We start from the raw sequence: 19,828 nt of genomic DNA on the forward strand, positions 1-19,828 counted from the left end.
TGAGTTAAATAAAAAAGCCCGTCATTCGACGGGCTTTTTTATTTGGGTTTGGCTTTCTTTTTTACTGGCTGAACCAGTGAGGGACGTTTTTCACCGCGCTTTTCATCTTCGTATGCATCCAAAAATTCAAACACAACCGAGCCCGGTAATTTGTTGCAATTGCTGAGAATCACCATGCCAATTTGCAACTCAGGGTTAAATACCATTTCCGAGCGTGAACCAAATACATAGCCGCCGTGGTGCAAAAAGTTTTTATCGCCGCGGTAATCAAAGGTTCGCCAGCCCATTCCGTAATGCGTATCTGTAACACCTTCACGCGCGCCATAATGAGATTGCGCCGCAGTATTTTTTGTTACCTTGGCGTGAACCGCCTGTAAGGTTGCGGGCGACAAAACTTCAGGATTGTGACCCATATGTGCCAACACCCAACGCGCCATATCATTGATACTGGCATTGCCGCCAGCAGCGGGATTTAACCGATAATAATGTTGCGTAATTTCTTTGGTATACCATTTGCCGCGTCCACTTACTTCGTGTGGCAACGCGTAATTTTTGGTGGCCAGCAAACCTTCCAGGCCAATTGAAGCCGAGCGCATCCCCAAGGGTGTAAATAATTTTTCTTTCACATACTGTTCATAAGGCTTGCCAGTTTTTTTCAACACAATATTAGCCAGCAAACTCATGGTTACATTTTGGTAGCTGTAACATTTACCCGGCGGACATACAAAATTTACCGTTTTAAATTTTTGCATCACCGCATCAAAGGGCAAACCCTCTTCAATATAATTATCGCCGGCGTGGGTTGGCAATCCGGTTGATTGCGACATGATATTGCGCAAAGTCAGCTGATTGCCATAACGCGGATTACTAAACTCAACGTTTGGCAAAACCGAGGTAATTGGTGTATCCCAATTAATAAGACCGTCGTTCACTAATACGCCCGCTGTAGTGCCCGCAATAGTTTTTGACACAGAAGCTAAACGAAATGCTGTATCCGTATTAATCAGGTCATTAGTGCCAACTTTTTTAACACCGTAAGCTTGCAGCACTTTTACTTTTCCGTCGGCGATAATGGCGACTGCAAGACCAGGCACACGCGGAACAAGTTTTGTTTCAACGTAATTTTTAAAATCCAGAACAAATTTTTCACGCGGGCTTGCAACGGGTAGCGGTGAATTTTTTATTGCGCCAGTTGCAGTTGAAGCGGCGACAGAAGACGCGGTTGCTGCGACGGGTTTTACATCATTGATAGGCTCTGGGCCACCGGAAAAATCTTCATCATCCAAAGTGCCTTCTGTGAGTTGATCTTCTTCATCCGCTAATTCAGGTTTAACCAAAGTTGCTGCCGCTACCGGAGCAATCGCCATCTTCATGGCCGAGGATAGTGGTTGTGCCTCGGTACCAGATCCAGCTCCCACTGCCGCAACCATGGGCGGTGCTAATTTTTCCACGTCCTGTTTTGTGTCTGTTGCGGTCAGGTTTTTTTTTACGCTGGCTGTTGCAGGTGCTTTAGCAGGAGCTCGCTGGTTTTTAGCGGATGTTTTGGCAATCGTTGGTGCGGGCTTTTTACTAACAACTTTCTTTTCTGATTTGTTGGCTACAGCTTTTTTTGTTGCTGTGGATTTGGCGGTTTTTTTCTCAGCACCAGTTTTAGTGATTTTCTCTGCCGGTTTTTCTTGCGTGGTTTTTGCAGCCGTTTTTTTGCGCGCAACCGGTGGTGTTGTGGATGCTTCATCAAGCGGGCGAATCACAGGTTCGGGTGCTTTATACACAGGCGCGGCCGGGGCGCTGCTTGCAGCTGCACGCTCAGCTTGAATCGCTACAGGGTAAGAAATTTGTTTTTCATTTTGCGCATTTACCTGAGCAACAGACATCAGTGTGCACAAGGCGACAAACTTAAAAAAGTATCGCGCAAAAAATCCTGGCAGGTTTATAAGTGGAACATTTTCTTTCAATTTTTTCATAACGTCTTATGCACAACCATCGGCAAAGAACGCTGAATAAAATTCGCAAAAATTTATGCTGTTCTTTTTAATTCTTAGCAATAAAAAGAAACCTTTGTACGATGTGGCGAACAAGCGCAATAATCGTTCAAAGGTTTCCTGAACATCATAAATATTTTTAAAGCTTACAGCGTTTTAATATATTCAATTAAATCCCAACGCTCCTGCTCAGTAAGTTTTTCCTTGCCATCTTTACCTGTGCCGTATTCGTGGCCGGTATTGTGATTGCCAAGCGGTTCAACAATGAATCTCCGCTTATCTTTAGGATCAGTTTTATCGCAACCATCCGCATTGAAGCCAACATTCACCGGGTCAAACTCGCGGTTACCCACGCAGAACTCCGTGGGGCGTTCCTCCACTGGCAAAAGCAAAGTCCACAGATTGGGAACAGAGCCGTTGTGCAAGTAGGGTGCAGTCGCCCAAATACCGTTTAATGAGCGCGCTTTATATGACAAGAGTGATTGATAAGGGTTCGCAGTGGTGTCCGGTTTGTAGTTACCGGATTTTACACTGGGTCTTATCTCATTATCAAAGAAGGATTTACCCAACATGTACGCCCAATCGGCAACGCGGCGCACTACCCACTTGTCAGCATCGGGTGTCGCTACTGCGCCTTTGGTTGCTGCGGTCAGGACTTGAACAACCGGCGCGCGTTTTTGAACGACTACCGAGCCTACGTCAGTCTCCTGGTAAACCGACTCAAAATTACCCGCATAGCCTGTGTAAGCCACACTGTTAGTCGCCATTGTCGGGTCAGTGCCAACCACATCGATACTCGACATATTGGCCACTACTAAACGATCCCAATTGTCGCGTTCAATAACCTGATGGCAAGACGCGCAGTATTCGTTGTAAACCAGCTCACCGCGTTTTGCCGTTTCACGATCCACCTTGCCCAAAATTTCTTGTGGCCACACCGGCGACTGCAAACTATTCAAATGCGATTCAATGCGACCCAAATTGGTCAGGTCGATAGAAGATTTAAAATCAATCGTATGTTTTTTAGCTTTCTCGCCAGTGATAAGTGCAGAGAGGCTAAAGCGTGACTCCTGTGCTTTCCAATCGAGAATGCCGAATACACCAATGACTTCGCCAGTGTTGCGCCCCAAAGGACCCACTCCTGCGTTAGCGGCCAAGGCATTCCACTGCACGTAATCCGAGTGAGTGATATCCCACAGGAAAGGGTAGCTAACTGGAGCGTTAGGCTCGTTGAAAATAACTTCACGCACGCGCAACTGGTCGCGCTGGTTTAGGCCCGGTAACTTGCCCTTTGTTGAACCCAGGCGCTCCATGATTAGCGCAAATTGCACGTCACCGATGATGGTTTCATTAATGCCTTCAAGAATCGCATCCACTTGCTCTTCGTTGAGCATGCGCTTGTCTTCAGGCGTAGTGATTTGCATAAGCGCCAACTTCAATTGGGCTTTGTTAATCATGTGCTCAAGCACGCGGTTATAAATGCGGCCAAAAGCATCCAGACGAGCATAGCCGTAATCGAGATGGCTATGGTTCACCGTATTGTAGAGCTCAATGGTATCGCCCCACTTTTTGAGGTCTTTGAGAATTTGCTCTTCGCTGGAGTAATTATTTTTTAACGCCAATACCGCTTTTACGAAACGCTCGCGTTTTTGCGGATCGGTTTGGGTTTGCTCCAGGCTTTTCTCCATGGCAGTGAGGAAGCCCACCATATCTGCCATTGCCGGGCCGCCATCGATACGAATTGCCTTACCTTTGTAATTCACTTGGCCGGTATGACAAGCGGCACAGGTGTAACCCATGTAGTCATTGCCCTGATAGGTTTCTTTTACGAATCCGACGGCCAAGCCGTCAGGATTAAAGAAAGTTGGCTTTTGCGGCAAATAACGGAATTTGTCGATGTTGTTGTTTGCACGCAGCAATTCTGTGGAATCCACTTGCTCAAGCGCGAGGTAGAAGTCGTAGGGCAGCAAGCCCGAACCCTGGGTGGTGTTGTAGAACCACAAACTATCTGCTTCGCTCCAACCCTGATCAAGGTAAACGGGAGTGGAATAATTTTCACCGTTAGCGCCATTAGTCACCGCTATAGCACCACGCTCGGGATCATCGTCCCAGCGCTGATAGGTTTTTCCCGCCGCGAGAATCACCAGCAGAATAATTGCAAAAACGATTTTGAATTTTAAAAGGGTGCGAAAATTACGGCGAATCCAGTGAAACAAACCGACAATCGCTTTGATGATAAACATGGTGGACTCCTGAGAAATTCCCGTTTACAGATGACACATTGGTGAGTTGCGCAATTTATTATTAAAACTAGTTGGCAGGTCGTTACTTCCCTGTAGGCCAAGATTGGCCTCAAAATAAACCTTAAGGTTTGCACCGCATCATAACCACCTGAACACCAGCAAACCAGAGTTTCACGTCGTTTTAAGCTGCTTTCTTGGTATTCTCGCGCAGTATTGTTATTTAATGCCCAAAACTCCCGGCATTGGTTGCATCTCATGATTCATGCGATTAGTGTAGCCGCTGTTTATTTCTTTACAGCGCCAGGGATTTTTTAATTAATCCTATGTCGCACCATCAACATGCTTGAGGATCACACCATGAAAAAATTAACACTCACCTTGATCGCCGTGGCCGCAATGACCAGCAGCTGTACCTGGGTAAAAGTTAGCGAAACTGCCAGCAGCGTCGCCGTTGCGAATTCTGTAAATGTGCGCGGTTGCAAAAACTTGAGTGAAGTTACCGTGAGCGTGACGAGCAAAGTAGGATTTTATAAGCGTGATGCCGATAAGGTTGCCACTGAACTTGCTAACCTGGCACGCAACGAAGCTGCCGGATTGGGTGGCGATACCATTGTGCCCAGCTCTACTATCGAAAACGGTAAGCAGAGCTTTAACGTTTACAAATGCAATAAATAATGTTTTTCGCCAGCAGCTACTATGCTGCTGGCATTAAATTCAACAAAGTGAAATGTGTGCAGGCGCCGGATTGTTTGCTAAGGTTAGTTTACCTGTCTTTTTCTCGTCATATTTAAGTGCCATATTCTGCTGTTGATTTGCTTTAAACACTGAGGTTTACTGTGTCCAGCGCCTATTTCAATCGCGAGCTTAGCTTGCTTGAATTCAACAAACGCGTGCTCTATCAGGCCTATAACAGGGCGCTACCACTGATGGAACGTTTACGTTTCCTGTGTATTTTCTCCACCAATCTCGATGAATTTTTTGAGGTGCGCGTTGGCGGTCTGGTTGAACGCCTGGAGTTACCCACTAAAACGCCGCTCGGCCCCGATGGCCTTACCGAAATCCAGACACTGGAACAAATTTCGGAACGTGCGCATTTGCTGGTTGAAGAACAGTACAAGATTTTAAATACTGAAATCGTCCCCAGTCTGCGCGAAGCGGGCATACGTGTCTTGCGCCGCAACGAATGGACGCCGGAACAAATCCAGTATCTCAAAAATTATTTTATGTCAGAGGTTTTGCCGGTGCTCAGCCCCATCGGCCTGGACCCTGCTCACCCTTTTCCGCGCATCCTGAATAAAAGTTTAAACTTTATTGTAAAGCTTGATGGCAAAGATGCCTTTGGGCGCAGCTCCGGGCGCGCTATTGTGCAAGTTCCGCGCTCGCTTTCGCATATCATCGAGTTGCCCATTGAGCTAACAACCCAATGCCGTGAATTTGTATTTATTTCTTCCATCATCCATTTCTTTATGGCGGAAATTTTTGTCGGCATGACGGTAATTGATAGCTTCCAATTCCGTCTTACACGCAACTCCGATATTTTTCTGGACGAAGAAGAAACCGAAGACTTACTGCGCGCCGTGCAAGGTGAACTTGCCTATCGCCAATACGGCGATGAAGTGCGTTTGGAAATTTCTGACACCTGTCCGGACGAGCTGGTAGATTTTTTATTGCAGCGCTGTGAAATTAAAGAGCGCGATCTTTATAAAATTAACGGTCCGGTGAATTTAAATCGCTACAGCGATTTGTTTGAACTCATCAAAAATAAAGAATTATTTTTTCAGCCTTTTGTGCAGGCAATGCCAAAACTTTCAAAGCGCACCAACAGCTATTTTGAAGTTTTGCAGAAGCAGGACATTTTATTACATCACCCATTCGATTCGTTCCAGGGTGTAGTTGATTTTTTACGGGAGGCCGCTGCAGATCCTCACGTACTCGCCATTAAGCAAACGCTTTATCGCACAGGTTCAAATTCACCGATTGTTGATGCCTTGGTTGCCGCTGCCAAAGCTGGCAAAGAAGTTACCGCTATTGTTGAGCTGCGCGCACGTTTCGACGAAGAACAAAACGTAGCCCTCGCCGAGCGCTTGCAACGTTTTGGTATCCACGTTATTTACGGTGTGGTGGGCTTTAAAACTCACGCCAAAATGTTGCTCATCGCGCGCCGTGAAGAAGGCAAATTGCATTACTACGTGCATTTGGGCACAGGTAATTATCATCCCAAAACCAGTAAGCTTTATACCGACTATGGTTTGATGACCTCTGACAAAGATATTGGTGACGACGTTTACCGAATTTTCTTGCAGTTAAGCAGTATGGGTAAAGCATCCAAAATGGAAGCGCTTTTGTATGCGCCTTTCACCTTACACAGAGGCATAGTGCGTCGTATTCGCAGCGAAAAAGAACACGCTGAACATGGCAAGCCGTCACGCATTATTGCGAAGATGAATGCGCTTTACGATGAAGAATTGGTAAATGAACTTTATGCCGCGTCCAAAGCTGGTGTGCAGATTGATTTGATTGTACGCGGTGTTTGCCAGTTGCGTCCCGGTATTCCCGGGCTCTCGGAAAATATTCGCGTGCGTTCAATCATCGGCCGTTTTCTGGAACATCACCGCGTTTTCTATTTTGAAAACAATGGTAATCCGGAATTGTTATGCTCAAGTGCGGACTGGATGACACGCAATATGTTTCATCGTGTGGAAACTTGTTTTCCTATCAAGCATAAAAAAATTCGCGACCGTATGATCGAAGATTTAAATCTTTATCTTTCAGACAATACCCACGCCTGGATTTTGGATGCTGAGGGAAATTATCAATTGCTCGCACCAAAAGGTGATGAAATCGAAATTGATGCCCAGGGAATCTTATTGGATCGCTGGACATCGCGACATTAACAATTTCAGCGCATAAAAAAGGCCGATCATTGATCGGCCTTTTTTATAATCGTGATTTAAACAATATCCAAGGTGTAGCCAATATCATCCAGGTGGCGCATTTCTGTTTCCAAATCTGCAAAGGTTAATGGATGCTCTTCTAACCACGCAGCAGATATTTGCAGTTTTATTTTCTTTTTGCTTGCGGATAAGTTAATAGGCGGTAAGCCTTCCACTTTTTTTCCACGATGAAAAATCACCGCCATGCGTAGAAGTATCGCCAGATGAATAAGCTCTTCATTGCCCGGTGGAAAATGTTTAATGGGAAAACGTTTGCGATGCGCTAGCACCAACACCGAGAGATGACTTTGCTCAACACGCGAGCAACCTGCTAAATCTACGTGCTGAACAACGTAAGCACTGTGCTTGTGATAATCGTTGTGCGCAATGTCCAGGCCGACAGAATATAAACGCGCGGCCCAGCTTAAAAGTTTACCTGCTTCGGTGTGGTTCAAATCCCAATCGTCAGCAACTTGTGCCAAAAGATTTAATGCGGTTGCGGCTACCGCCTGAGCCTTTTCCATATTGACGTGAAATCGTGATGCTAAAGCATCGACACTCCCTTGGCGTATATCATGATTTTCTAAACGACCTTTTAAATCGAATAACAAACCTTCACGCAGGGCCCAATCCGCCGCCATCATCTCAGCTATTTGCAAGCTTTCAAATAAGGCTCTTAATACAATAACACCACCTAAAAAAACCGGTTGCCGATCTTCCGACAATCCTGGAATTTTTAAATCTGTATTACCGTGCTGACAATACAGCCGCACAATTTTTTCCAAATCCATCAAGCGAACAATGCCGTTGCTCCAACCCGCCGCTGCGCAAACTTTCGCAACTGCTTTGATGGTGCCGGACGCTCCGAGAACCTGGTTCCACCCTTGCTGAATAAATTCTTCCGCAACCGGCGTTAATTCCTGCATACAGGCAATAAAAGCTTTGTTTGCATTTTTGTCGTTGACTTTTCCATCCAAAAAAAATCTTTTGGTGATGGCAACACAACCCATGTTCAAACTTTCTTTAATCAGCGGCGACATACCCTCGCCGACAATAATTTCTGTACTGCCACCGCCAATGTCCATCACCAAACGTTTGCCATCTTTAGGCGCTATGCAATGTGCAACACCTAAATAAATTAAACGGGCTTCTTCATCACCGGAAATAATTTCAACAGGATGACCAAGGCGTTGTTGCGCATCTGCCAAAAATTGACTGGAGTCGCTAATACTTCGGAGAGTTTTTGTGCCGACAATACGTACACTGCGCGATGGATATTCACGCAAGCGTTCGCCAAATTTTTCAAGACAATTTAAGGCGCGAATACGCGCATCTTCACTGAGCGAACCGTCACTCCCCAAACCCCAACCCATACGTACCGGATCACGCAAACGATCAAGCACCACCAATTGGTCGTTATCCCATTTGGCAATGATCATATGAAAACTGTTGGAGCCCAAGTCAATAGCGGCTATGTGACTGGTGTTGGAACGATCGAGGCGAGAAAGGTTGAACATCGACTTTTACACCTGATAAAAAAATTTGCCCGACAAAAGTCGGGCAAATTGTGGTTATTAATTCAGTGCTGTTTCTGCTGGTGCTGCAGCGGCCGCATTTGCCTCTGCTTGTTGCTGCGCTTGCATAACTGCTTGCGCGAATACAGCATCAAAATTAATAGGTGCCAACATCAATGGTGGGAAGCCGCCGCGCGTTAACAAACTGTCGATAGTTTCGCGTGCGTAAGGGAAAAGAATTTGAGGGCACAAGGTGTTAATTGCATGGCTCAGTTGAATGCCATCCAAACCATTAATCACAAACAAACCGCCTTGTTTTACTTCAACAAGAAAAACAACTTTGTTATCAATACGAGCGGTAATGGTTAACAGCAATAAGACTTCAAACAAGCCTTCTTCAAGCGGAGTTACCTGAATGTTTAAATCTTGTTGTACGTTAGGCTTCCAGGCTTTAGTAAAAGCATCAAGACCGCTTGGGGTTTCAAAAGAAATATCTTTCAAATAAATTTTTTGGATTGCAAAACCTGCTTGCGGAATTTCTTGTTCTTGAGCTGCCGCAGCCTGGGTGTTTTCTTCACTCATAATAATTCTCTTAATGTCACTTTAGTTATTTTGTAAAAGCCCGTCGAGCTTACCTTGTTTGTCCAGCGCCCAAAGATCAGTAAAGCCACCTACGTGAAGCTCACCAATCCAGATTTGTGGCACTGTTCGTTGCCCGCTTTTCTGCATCATTTCTGTACGCAGCTGGGGATTTTGGTCAACACGAATTTCTTCCACGCTAACGCCTTTTTGCGCCAATAGCTTTTTAGCATTAACGCAGTAAGGACAAATCGCTGTGGTGTACATCAAAACTCGCGCCATATAAATCTCTGCTTTTACTTGCCTTTAACTAGCGGCAAATTCTGGTTTTGCCACTCGCTGATACCGCCTGAAAGTCTACGAACCTCAAAACCTTCTTTAGCCAATTGGCGACCTGCAACTCCTGCATACTGCCCCATCTTGTCTACTATGATAATGGTCTTGCTTTTGTATTTTTCAAGAGTAGCCAAATCACTATTGATGCGCTCATAGGGAATATTAATAGCATCAACCAAATGACCTGCTTTGAATTCAGCACTGGGGCGAATATCCAGAATCACTGCCTTATCACTGTTAACCAGGGCCGTCAGCTGATTGTTGGTTACCGGTACACCACTTTTCACGCGCTCGCGCATAACATAAACAATAATCAGAACCGCTAACAGACTGGTTAAAATCCATTCTTGTATCAAAAACTGAATAAAATTCACAAGGCTACCTATATTGAAATCGAGAGGCCGCCCGCTAGGGCGAAAAACGGACGCCCATTATACACAGGCTAGTGATTTCTGGCGCACTTCCACCGGTTGAATTCGCGCCCAAAAAAAATGCCCGCTAATGCGGGCATTCATTTAAACACTATTCTATTACTTTTTAGCGTACATGATCCAAAGCTTGGCAACACGTCCCAAATTGGATTTATCTGATACGGATTGGAAAGCTTTAATTGCTTCAGCTTTCTTACCAGAGTTCAAATATGCAACGCCTAAACGTACATAAGATTCGTCGATAGCTTTCAAACCACCTTTAGCAATAGCACTTTGAATAGTGCTGATGGCTTTATCGTTCAAACCGTGACCCAAATAAGCAGCACCGATTTTTGCCAAAGGCTCGCCGTTTGGTTTGGTTGAAGCTTCTTTCGCAGTTGCATCCAATGTAGCGAGGTCAGTCGCAGCATCGGCTTTAGCGCGGTTTAAGAGTTTGGTAGTACGCTCTGAACTTGGAACTACACCTGCAGCAAGACCAGCTTCGATAGCAGATTTTGCATCACCAGAATCCAACATAGACAAAGACAATTCAGCCATGTCGTTGTAGTCTTCCGCAGTCATTGCGCCTACGGCTTTTTTCAAGCGGTAATACTCAATTTTTTCCCTGTCTGAAAAATTCACTTCGTTACGAGTAAATTTCAAAATATCATTCCAGTACTCAGGGGATGGATAAAGCTCAAGCAGTTTCGATAAAACGTCTATATATGCCGAGTTATTACCCAATTTTGAATAGCTGTAGCCTAAAATTTGTAACCAGTTTTTATCAACTGGCTTTTTAGCCGCTTCTGCTTGCTTAATTAATTTTTGAGCGTATTCAGCAGAGTTTTTGTAATCACCTTTTTTGAAATAGGCTTGCATCATACCGGTGGTAACTTCGATAGTTGCAGGATTATTTTTCAAGTATCTTTCGTAAGCTTCGATACCTTTTGAATAATCACCCAGAGACAAATAAAGTTCTGCGAGGGTATTTAAACGTTGACCAACTTGATCAGCAGGAACTTGGTTTGCAGCAAGCATTGCTTCATACACTTTTGCTACACCAGCGTAATCTTTCAATTGCACCAAGCAAGCAGCTTTGAATTCGTTAGTAACTTGTTCTTCGTAGGCGTTTTTGCCAGAGACAGGAACAACTTTTTCGTTAATAACAGCTAAGGCTTCTTTCCACTTCTTCTCAGCCATTAATTTTTGGGCTTCGCCCAGAGGCTTCATTTTAGCGCTAAGTTGTTGAGCTTTTTCCGCCGCCATAACAGCTGGTGCAAACACTGCTGAAACAGTCGTTATGCCGGTTGTTAAAGCCACTACAAATGAAACTGATTTTGCGATTCCAAATAAATTTTTTTTAACACACATAACTATGTTTACCAATACGTTTACTGATTACAGCAATGTTAAGCACAAATGCGAAAAAAACGCTGGAGATTACTCCAGCGCTTCATTACCCAATATACCGATGTTTTTTACGCCCAAGCGCTGTGCGGTGGCCAACACTTTAGCAACATAATCGTATTTTGCTAACTTGTTAGGTTTCAGGTGAATCTCTGGACGAGGTTCAGCATGTGCAGCTTGGCTTAAATAACTTTTCAATTGATCTCCACCTGAAATCACTTCCGAGTTCCAATAAATAGTACCGTCAAAATCTACTACGATATCTATCACTGGCGGTTTTTCCGGATTTTCTGGAGGAGTTGTTACTGGCATGTCCAACTTAACCGCATGGGTCTGCGGCGGGAGAGACATAATTAACATTACAATGAGTACAAGCATCAAATCGATCAATGGTGTGGTATTCAATTCCACCATTACATCGGGTTCTGCGCTTCCACTCCCAACATTCATACCCATGATGAATTACCTTTATTGTGGAACCATCAACTTAATGATGTTCAGGTGAAGTGATGAAGCCCACACGGACAATACCTGCTTTTTGGCAATAAGCTACTACGCGGCCTACTGGCTCGTAGCGAGAATTCAAATCGCCGCGGATATGTACTTCTGGCTGAGGCTTAATAGGAGCTTTAGCACGTAAGTTAGCCAACAAATCTTCCTTAGTCACTGGAACGTTGTTCCAATAGGTTTCGCCAGCTGCGTCTACCGCAATAACGATATTTTCAGGCTTGGATTGTGTTGGAATATTTGAAACGTTTGGAAGTTGAACCGGTACAGTTTTTAGAACCACCGGTACAGCGATCAAGAATACGATTAGAAGTACCAACATAACATCAACCAATGGAGTTGTGTTAATCGTGGAGTTCAGTTCTGTATTATCGCCGCCTTCGGAAATATTCATGCCCATTTTTAGATACCTTCGTGTTACAAGTTTTTACTTATACCTAACTCTAACATTGGCAATCGCCATGCTTGAGTTAGGCATCAGGTATTAAACCGTTAATGTAAAATTACTTGTCACCGCCATGAACACCTACGATGAGGTATGCGTGAACGTCAGAAGCAAAGGCATTCAAAGATTCGCTTGCAACTTTGTTACGACGAACCAACCAGTTGTAAAGGAATACTGCAGGTACCGCTACACCCAAACCGATTGCAGTCATGATCAAAGCTTCACCTACTGGACCCGCTACCTTATCAATTGAAGGCTGACCAGTTTGTGCAATTACGATCAACGCGTGGTAAATACCCCATACAGTACCGAACAAACCTACGAATGGAGATGAAGATGCTACGGTAGCCAATACAGCCATACCAGTTTGCAAATCGTTAGTGATATTTGCTACTGAACGGTTAACTGACAAGCTTACCCAAGATTCCAAATCGATCTTGTCGGTCAATTTGCCATCGTGATGCTTAAGTGCTTTCAAACCATCTTCAGCAACCGCACGGAAAGCGCTGTCTGCTTTGAGGTTGTTAACACCATCTTGCAAGCTTTTTGAATCCCATACTTTACGAGCTTCGTTAGCTTGGCTAAACAATTTTGATTGAACCATCAATTTGATAGCTGCAATGTACCAGGTAGCAGCTGACATGAGGATCAAGAGGATCAATACGGTTTTAGTTACCGCGTCACCTTCGTTCCACAATTTGCCCATACCGTATTCTTCAGACTTAGCGGTATCGTCGTTAGCAGCATCAATTGCACTGGCAGCACCTTCAGAAGAAGCTGCTTCTGCAGCTGGCGCAGCAGCATCTGCCGCTGGAGCTGCAGCGTCGGTAGCTGGAGCTGCTGAATCTGCAGCTGGCGCAGCGGTGTCTTGAGCGAAAGCTGAACTTACTACGAAATGCTGACCACCTAAAGCCAACGCTAAAATTAAAACAGATGAAAGTTTTTTTAACATTTTTCAAACCCTGCAGTTAACGTAAATTTAAAGATCTATTTTTTTGATTGAGTGACAAAAGAGCCAAGCAAATACTTAGTTCTTAGCGTCTTCAATCTTCCATGTGAATTTAATTGGAAGCCAACATGCCACTGGCTTATCGCCAACCATGCAAGGAACAAATTTCCAAGAGCGAATAGCATGTTTTTGTGCAGCCTCATCCAAGCGCGCGGAACCACTTGAAGAAGAAATCTGGGCATCAGATACACGGCCGTCTTCACCAATATACAGGTTCAAACCTGTAGTTCCCGCTTCACCCAAACGAATAGAAGCAGCTGGATATTCCGGACGACTTAAACCTTTACCAGCTGGTTTAGCCTTGGTTTGGTTTACTGGAGCTTCAACTTTCTTCTCTGTTCTTTGCACGTTTTGAATAGCTGCTGGAGCTGGTGCATCAGGAACAAAGTCAAGCATTGGAGGCGGTACAAAATCTGGTGGTGGTGGTTTTACTTCTGGCGGAGGTGGAGGCGGAAGTTCCTCTTTAACGATCTCTTCCTCTTTTACATCTGCCTTAAGGATTTCAATAACATTCTTAACTGCTTCGCGATCAAGACCTGCGGCCAGACCGTAGATTAGAAGCACATGGAAGACGACTACAATAATAATACCTGTAGTACGCTGTCCTGCACTTTTTTTGGCGTGATATGACATAACTTAGCTGCCACCTTCTGAATTTCACCTGCAAAAAATGACATCGCAGTACAAACAAATCCAATATTCTGGCAGTTGTATCCACAATCTCACGGAGTAAGCGCCTAAAGCACCTGGCCTTAGTGGCTAGCAAGTATAGCTAGATTCACTGGCTAAGAAACCTTATTAACAAACTCTGACAATTTTTTAGGTTATTTTTGGTTTATGCACAGGTAGACACGCTACCCCCCTAAAAAACGGGGCTATAGTAGCCGCTCTTAAACACCATGAAAAGCGCTATTTAAGCCTAACCCAAGGTTTCCACTTAAATATTTGGCATATAAATTAGCCTAATATTTTCAGTTACAACTTTGGACTATAACTGTGCGGTATTTCCAAGCAACTGGGTATATATACCTACATCTTTATTCAATAAAATGCTATTTTGCCCAAAAATGTGGCATTTAGCGTCGCATCAATATAGATACATCATAGGTACTTGGGGATTTTAACGCGGCCATTTAAGCAGGAATTTTGCACCACCCAAGTCTGAGTGACTACATACTGCAGATCCTAGGTGCCAATCCATAATGCGCTTGACCAATGCTAGGCCTAGCCCGAAACCGCTTCTGTTCGGTAACTCACTGTAGATACGTACAAATGATTCAAAAATTCTGTTGCGTTGATCTTCAGGCACACCAGGACCATCGTCTTCTACCGCAATCACAAAATCGTTCGAGTTCACCTGTAAGGTGATGCGGATTATTGATTTCGCATAACCCGACGCGTTATGAATTAAATTTTGAATCGCTGTTTGCATTAAGGACCACTCACACTTCATAGCGGCGCCTTCAGTTTTATCAACAACCTCAATGCGGACCTGATCATCCAAATGATTAGCGAGGCGATGAATAATATCTTGCACTAAATCTTGTATATGACCTTCACGCTGATTTAATCGCTGTGATTGTTGATCAAACGCAGCGTAGGCTAAAAACGAATTTATAAGCGATTCCATTTCCAGTATGTCGCGATTAATGCTGGAAAGTTGGCGCGCTAGATTTGCTGGTAAATTTTGTTCTTCCGTAATCGCCAGAGCGAATTTCATGCGCGCCAAGGGCGTTCTTAATTCGTGCGAAACAGCGAGCGTCATTTCTTTTTGCGAACGCAAAATTTCATCGAGCCTTTTGGCCATGGCGTTAAAAACTTTTGCAAACGGATAGAGCACCGAGCGCGAAGAAATTGCAATCGTTGTCGCTTGGCCTTCACCGCCCATTTGTTGCGCATGCTGACTTAAGCGCGCAAGATCCCGCGTTAGCGGCCATACCCATAAAAATACAACTCCGGCGATGGCGGCGTAAAACAATAAGATGAACGCAATATAAAATTCACTGCGTTTATTTAATTCAGATGGGTAGGACAACATTAAAACGTCGTCAGTGTTAGCTACACGCTTATAAAAATAATTGGTGTGCTCATCTGTGGCGCTAACGATTTCGCCGCGTTTAATTTTTTCTGCCATTGTTGTGCGGGAGAAATCGGTGACAGAGATTAAGCTCACTTTATATTTGAGTTGGGCAATCGCTTTATGAAGCAGCGCTTGTTTATCTTTACCAGAGTCTGCTTCGAGGGATTGTTCAATTAAGCTGAATAAATCTACTACAGCCGTATCAACTGCTTGCGGTGGATTAATATCGTCCCAAAATTTGTTGAGCACTAACCCCAAGAGTAAAATGGATAAAACGATAATTAAATACAGAGATACAAAGGCGCGATTCATCGCCCTAGCTCCACGCGTTTGCGACGAACAGGTAACCTTTACCCCAGATTGTTTTAATGCGGGTCGGATTTTCAGAATTATCTAATAATTTTTTACGAAGCTGGGAAATCCGTACATCAATAGTACGATCCAAGCCGTCGTATTCGCGATTATAAATTTGGTTGAACAAATATTCGCGCCCGATTACCTGACCTGCATGTTTTGCGAGGGCAACCAACAAATCAAACTCATGGCTGGATAAATTAATGTCCTCACCGTCCAGCTGAACTTTGCGCGCGGTGGGCTGGATTATTAATTTATCGAACACCATATTTTCTTGTTCGGTGCTGTCTTGCTGATAATAACGGCGCATAAGCGCACGGACACGCGCCAGCAAAACCCTTGGCTCAACTGGTTTTATCACGTAATCGTCGGCGCCAAACTCCAAACCCAATACTTGGTCGATATCCTCATTGCGTGCCGTTAACATTAAAATTGGGCCGCGATACTGAGGGCGTAATTCCTGACAAATCGTCAAACCGTCTTTGCCGGGAAGCATTAAATCCAAAATAACAAGCGTAGGATTTAATTGTTGGCACTGTCGCAAGACACGATTGCCATTGCCTTCAATGGTGACAATAAATTCGTTGTTTTCAAGATAGTCTTTAACTAAATCTGCCAAGCGACGATCATCTTCAACCAACAGGATATGATTTTTCATCTCGGTTCTCGCTAAAAAAAGCTCCACGGATTGCGACGTGAACGCTGATATTTTTTCTGTGCGTTAATAACCTGAAACGCCTCTTGACCAAGCAGGTTTTGGTTATTCATATCGCGCAACTCAAACACTGTTGTTTTAGCAATCGCTTGTGTAAATTCCGTTTTTCCATTGTTAACATTTTGCCAACATTCAATCGGTGTTTTGTTAGGGCTTTGGTATAAACACAACGAATATGTTTTGTTATTTTGTGCCTTCCATTCCGCAATTAATAAATCCTGGCACTGGGATTCAGCTTCAGATAACACACAAATATTTGGCTTCATCACCAATTGAATTAGGGGTGCATTTTCTTCTGCGTGGCAAGGTTGATTGAGCAAAACCGAACAACTTATTATGCTTATTATGGCGAGCGATTTTTCCTTAAAAATGATACACCCCCCCAGCAAAAGCTGTTACCACATTATTCTCTGTGACCAAAGGGCTGTTGGAAATAGAATGACTCAAGTGACGATAGCTGGTAAAAAACCTTAGACTCCAATGCTCGTCCAATTGGTATGCCCAATCGAAACGCAACAAACTGGTTAGTCCAGCGTTTGGCTCATAAGCAAAATTTCCCGGTGACTCGCGCTCGGGCAAACCGTAAAAATAATTTATCGTGGCTGCGTTTTGCCAATTAGCGCCGAGCGTTAATTTAACGTCGTGTTTGCCCACATTAATACTTTTACTTATGGCAAGGCGCGCTTCATTGCCATCGTAATAACCGGTGGCTTCCTGCAAAAGCTGGACTTGAATATCTACATCATAAATAGTGTGGCTATATTCTACGCCTGCTAATGCGGCCACATGGCGATCGTGTAAACGGCTCTTATCTATAGCGCGATTGTTAGCTTCTAGCGAAGGACTATCTTTGGCGCCGCCGGCCATACTTGCAAGGTTGGAGCGATCAACAAAATTACTAATATCCCACTCATTGAAAAAAATTTGATCGTAACTGGGTGTTAACAATATATTTAATTCTTGTTTATTATTTTGAAAAAGATTGTACCCAAGATCCAAATTCTGGATGAAAAAACGTTCGCCCTGATAGCTAAATTGCGGAAGAATAACCAGCGGAATATCGTCATTATCCATGACGGGATTTGTGCGAACGCCGAGACCTAATCCGATACTGAACTGCCAGCGCGATTCATCTTCAGCCGCCCATGACTGCGCAATAATACTTAGATTAAGTATCAGGAGCGCTACAAAAGCGAGAAATGTGCGGTGAAAACGTGATTTAACAATGATCATGGCTTAGCCCTTTTACGCATAACTCGCTAGTTATACCGCCAAACCTCGGGCAAATCTGTAATCTTTTGTGAGCAGCCAGCAAGATAAAACTTGCTGGCTGATGGGAGCAATCGATTTTTATTAGAAGCGGTAATCAATATTCAGGCTGGCCAGATTTGGCTTGCCGCTGATTTCCTCGCAAATATTTTTGTATTCCAGGTTAACGTTGAAGTGTTCATTAATCACAAAGCCAACGCCTATACCGTAAGAATAACCGGATTCAGAACCATCGGAACTGCTAACCAATTTACCAGTAGCGTCCAGAATTCTGCCTGAACTGTTTACGTGAGTATAACCAAGTAGCGCATAAAGCTTGGCTTCATCGTTCACTAATTCCGGCTTGTAATAGATACTTTGATAACTGCCAATATCGCGCTCAATGGTGCCAGTTTGCAATTGACCTTGAGCATCAAAATAGCGATTGCTGGTGCCGGTGGTTTGGCCATTACCCAAGCGCAACTCAACACCAAGCGCAGCGTTGTATTTGTAACCACCAAAAAATTCTACTGCACGTATTTGGCTGACGTTATCTACGCCGTCCTGGGTATCGTCAATGCTGGCAACACCCGCTCCCAAATAAAAGCCGCGTTCATTGTCGGCAAATGCGGGTAAAGCCAAAAGGCCAAGCGCGAGTACGCATAACTTTTTCATGAGCATTCCTATTAGTTAATAACAGTAAGTTGCTGAGTTTGCCTCTCGGAACCGCTGAAAAATGTTTGCGGCGCAGACATGACAAGGCAAATTTAAGTAGAAAAAGCGGAGTTTACACAATGTAAATGAGCATTTTTCTACTTGAATTTAACGCAGTCAGGGCAAGTAAGGTAATTTTTCAGCGGTTCCGTATGATAGCGGAGCCTTGCCCATAAAAAAAGCATCGGTAGTCAGCCGATGCTTTGGGTGTCGCAATAATACGCATTAGCGGTGTTTAATTTTATCGCTCGCTTTCAAGCCTGAAACAATTTCGATATTGATACCGTCAGACAAACCTGTTTTAACTTCGCGTTTTTCAAACTTTTGCGGCGTAGTTTCCACTTCAACAAAGCTGGCTTTATCTTCAATAATTAAATTGCCTTCATTAATCGCTAATACTTTTTCTTTCTTCTCCAAAACTATATCGGCATTAGCGCTGTAGTTTGAACGCAAGAATAAATCTTTGTTTAATCTTACCGCGGCGCGAATAGTAAATTTAATTGTGCCTTGGTCAGTGACACCTTTTGGTGAAATATATTCCAACACCGCAGTGAAAGGTTTGCCTTGCAGGGCACCAATGTTCAACACTAGCTCCATGCCTTCTTTCAATTTACCAACTTCAGATTCATCCACTAAACCTTCAAAAATCATATCGGTCATATCAGCCAAAGTTGCTAATGATGTACCCGATTGGAAGGTACTCGATTCAACAATAAACGCACCTTCTTTGTTAGGTACATCCAACACCATGCCATCAACGGTAGCAGGAATTAGGTTAGAAACCTTGTCAGAATTTTTAGTTGCGCCAGATTTCAACAAGAGCAATGCGTTTTCTGCGTTAGCCAAAGCTTCACGCTGCAAGTTGTACGACACTAAAAATTTATTGTATTCAGATTCTGAAATTAACTTTTGACCAAAGAGTCGTTTTTGGCGGTTGTATTCTGTCTCGGAATTTTGCAAATTAATTTTTGCGCTTTGTACTTGTGACTCCGCAGAGTTCACATTAAGCATATTGGGACGCAAAGTAATTTTTGCGAGAATATCGCCCTTCTTCACAGTTTGGCCTGCAACAACATAAACCTTTTCTACCACACCAGACACTTGCGATTTAACTTCGATTTCACGGCGTGGAATAACCTTACCAATAGCCACTGTCTTTTTAATAATCGTGGTAGTTGTAGGGCTATCAAGTGTATAGACGACCGGGGGTTGCTGAGATTTTTTGTACAAGAACACGATGGTGCCAATAAAAATTATTGCCACCAAACCCAGTACGCCAAACATAATGATTTTTTTCATTTTTCCCTTCTTACCTTTATATAAATTACTAAATGGAAATTTCTAGGTTGAAA

Annotated in this window: 19 protein-coding genes; 2 read left to right on the top strand and 17 right to left on the bottom strand. The window is 43.9% G+C overall.

The annotated features are described in order from the left end of the window. Positions 1–38 precede the first annotated feature (38 nt). Both IE104_RS15760 and IE104_RS15765 read right to left on the bottom strand, forming a co-directional pair. Positions 39–1,964, bottom strand: coding sequence for a serine hydrolase (locus IE104_RS15760; RefSeq protein WP_189420266.1), 1,926 nt, complete (start codon positions 1,962–1,964; stop codon positions 39–41). A gap of 164 nt (positions 1,965–2,128) precedes the next feature. Beyond that, entirely contained in the window at positions 2,129–4,225 is a 2,097-nt protein-coding gene (locus IE104_RS15765) for a di-heme-cytochrome C peroxidase (RefSeq protein WP_189420268.1), read from the bottom strand. Positions 4,226–4,582: 357 nt separating this feature from the next. On the opposite strand from IE104_RS15765, the gene IE104_RS15770 reads away from it, so the two are divergent. Next, entirely contained in the window at positions 4,583–4,900 is a 318-nt protein-coding gene (locus IE104_RS15770) for a DUF4156 domain-containing protein (protein WP_189420270.1), read from the top strand. Positions 4,901–5,061: 161 nt separating this feature from the next. Next, a complete protein-coding gene (ppk1, locus tag IE104_RS15775; RefSeq protein ID WP_189420272.1) occupies positions 5,062–7,119 on the top strand; it encodes a polyphosphate kinase 1 in 2,058 nt (685 codons plus the stop codon). Positions 7,120–7,175: 56 nt separating this feature from the next. Here ppk1 and IE104_RS15780 read toward each other — a convergent pair whose 3' ends face one another. The 15 genes from IE104_RS15780 to IE104_RS15850 form a co-directional block, all read right to left on the bottom strand. After that, positions 7,176–8,675: a Ppx/GppA phosphatase family protein gene (locus IE104_RS15780; RefSeq protein ID WP_189420274.1), complete on the bottom strand. Its 1,500-nt coding sequence runs from the start codon at positions 8,673–8,675 to the stop codon at positions 7,176–7,178. A gap of 57 nt (positions 8,676–8,732) precedes the next feature. Beyond that, the gene (secB, locus tag IE104_RS15785) at positions 8,733–9,254 is read right to left on the bottom strand and encodes a protein-export chaperone SecB (protein ID WP_189420276.1); all 522 of its coding nucleotides are present in this window, start codon (positions 9,252–9,254) and stop codon (positions 8,733–8,735) included. A 21-nt stretch (positions 9,255–9,275) separates the two neighbouring features. Further along, a complete protein-coding gene (gene grxC / locus IE104_RS15790; protein WP_189420278.1) occupies positions 9,276–9,533 on the bottom strand; it encodes a glutaredoxin 3 in 258 nt (85 codons plus the stop codon). Between the two features lie 14 nt (positions 9,534–9,547). Then, positions 9,548–9,961: a rhodanese-like domain-containing protein gene (locus IE104_RS15795; RefSeq protein WP_189420280.1), complete on the bottom strand. Its 414-nt coding sequence runs from the start codon at positions 9,959–9,961 to the stop codon at positions 9,548–9,550. Positions 9,962–10,117: 156 nt separating this feature from the next. Next, positions 10,118–11,368: a tetratricopeptide repeat protein gene (locus tag IE104_RS15800; RefSeq protein ID WP_189420282.1), complete on the bottom strand. Its 1,251-nt coding sequence runs from the start codon at positions 11,366–11,368 to the stop codon at positions 10,118–10,120. 69 nt (positions 11,369–11,437) lie between these two features. Continuing rightward, positions 11,438–11,860, bottom strand: a complete 423-nt coding sequence (locus IE104_RS15805) for an ExbD/TolR family protein (protein ID WP_189420283.1) — start codon at positions 11,858–11,860, stop codon at positions 11,438–11,440. 31 nt (positions 11,861–11,891) lie between these two features. Beyond that, positions 11,892–12,311 carry an ExbD/TolR family protein gene (locus IE104_RS15810; RefSeq protein ID WP_189420286.1) on the bottom strand — a complete coding sequence of 140 codons (420 nt, stop codon included), beginning with the start codon at positions 12,309–12,311 and terminating at the stop codon, positions 11,892–11,894. 103 nt (positions 12,312–12,414) lie between these two features. Continuing rightward, positions 12,415–13,308, bottom strand: coding sequence for a MotA/TolQ/ExbB proton channel family protein (locus IE104_RS15815; RefSeq protein WP_189420288.1), 894 nt, complete (start codon positions 13,306–13,308; stop codon positions 12,415–12,417). A 75-nt stretch (positions 13,309–13,383) separates the two neighbouring features. Then, positions 13,384–13,998: an energy transducer TonB gene (locus IE104_RS15820; protein ID WP_189420290.1), complete on the bottom strand. Its 615-nt coding sequence runs from the start codon at positions 13,996–13,998 to the stop codon at positions 13,384–13,386. 487 nt (positions 13,999–14,485) lie between these two features. Next, positions 14,486–15,757 (bottom strand): ATP-binding protein, encoded by a 1,272-nt coding sequence (locus IE104_RS15825; protein ID WP_189420292.1) that lies wholly within the window; start codon positions 15,755–15,757, stop codon positions 14,486–14,488. A gap of 4 nt (positions 15,758–15,761) precedes the next feature. Next, positions 15,762–16,457 (bottom strand): winged helix-turn-helix domain-containing protein, encoded by a 696-nt coding sequence (locus IE104_RS15830; RefSeq protein ID WP_189420293.1) that lies wholly within the window; start codon positions 16,455–16,457, stop codon positions 15,762–15,764. An 11-nt stretch (positions 16,458–16,468) separates the two neighbouring features. Then, positions 16,469–16,834, bottom strand: coding sequence for a DUF3019 domain-containing protein (locus tag IE104_RS15835; RefSeq protein ID WP_189420295.1), 366 nt, complete (start codon positions 16,832–16,834; stop codon positions 16,469–16,471). A gap of 43 nt (positions 16,835–16,877) precedes the next feature. Continuing rightward, entirely contained in the window at positions 16,878–17,747 is an 870-nt protein-coding gene (locus tag IE104_RS15840; RefSeq protein ID WP_189420297.1) for a MipA/OmpV family protein, read from the bottom strand. Between the two features lie 120 nt (positions 17,748–17,867). Beyond that, complete coding sequence (locus IE104_RS15845) at positions 17,868–18,437, bottom strand: porin family protein (protein ID WP_189420299.1); 570 nt, start codon at positions 18,435–18,437, stop codon at positions 17,868–17,870. Between the two features lie 264 nt (positions 18,438–18,701). Beyond that, positions 18,702–19,775: an efflux RND transporter periplasmic adaptor subunit gene (locus IE104_RS15850; RefSeq protein ID WP_189420301.1), complete on the bottom strand. Its 1,074-nt coding sequence runs from the start codon at positions 19,773–19,775 to the stop codon at positions 18,702–18,704. Between the last annotated feature and the right edge of the window lie 53 nt (positions 19,776–19,828).

It is taken from the genome of Cellvibrio zantedeschiae, from assembly GCF_014652535.1.
Lineage (GTDB): Bacteria > Pseudomonadota > Gammaproteobacteria > Pseudomonadales > Cellvibrionaceae > Cellvibrio > Cellvibrio zantedeschiae.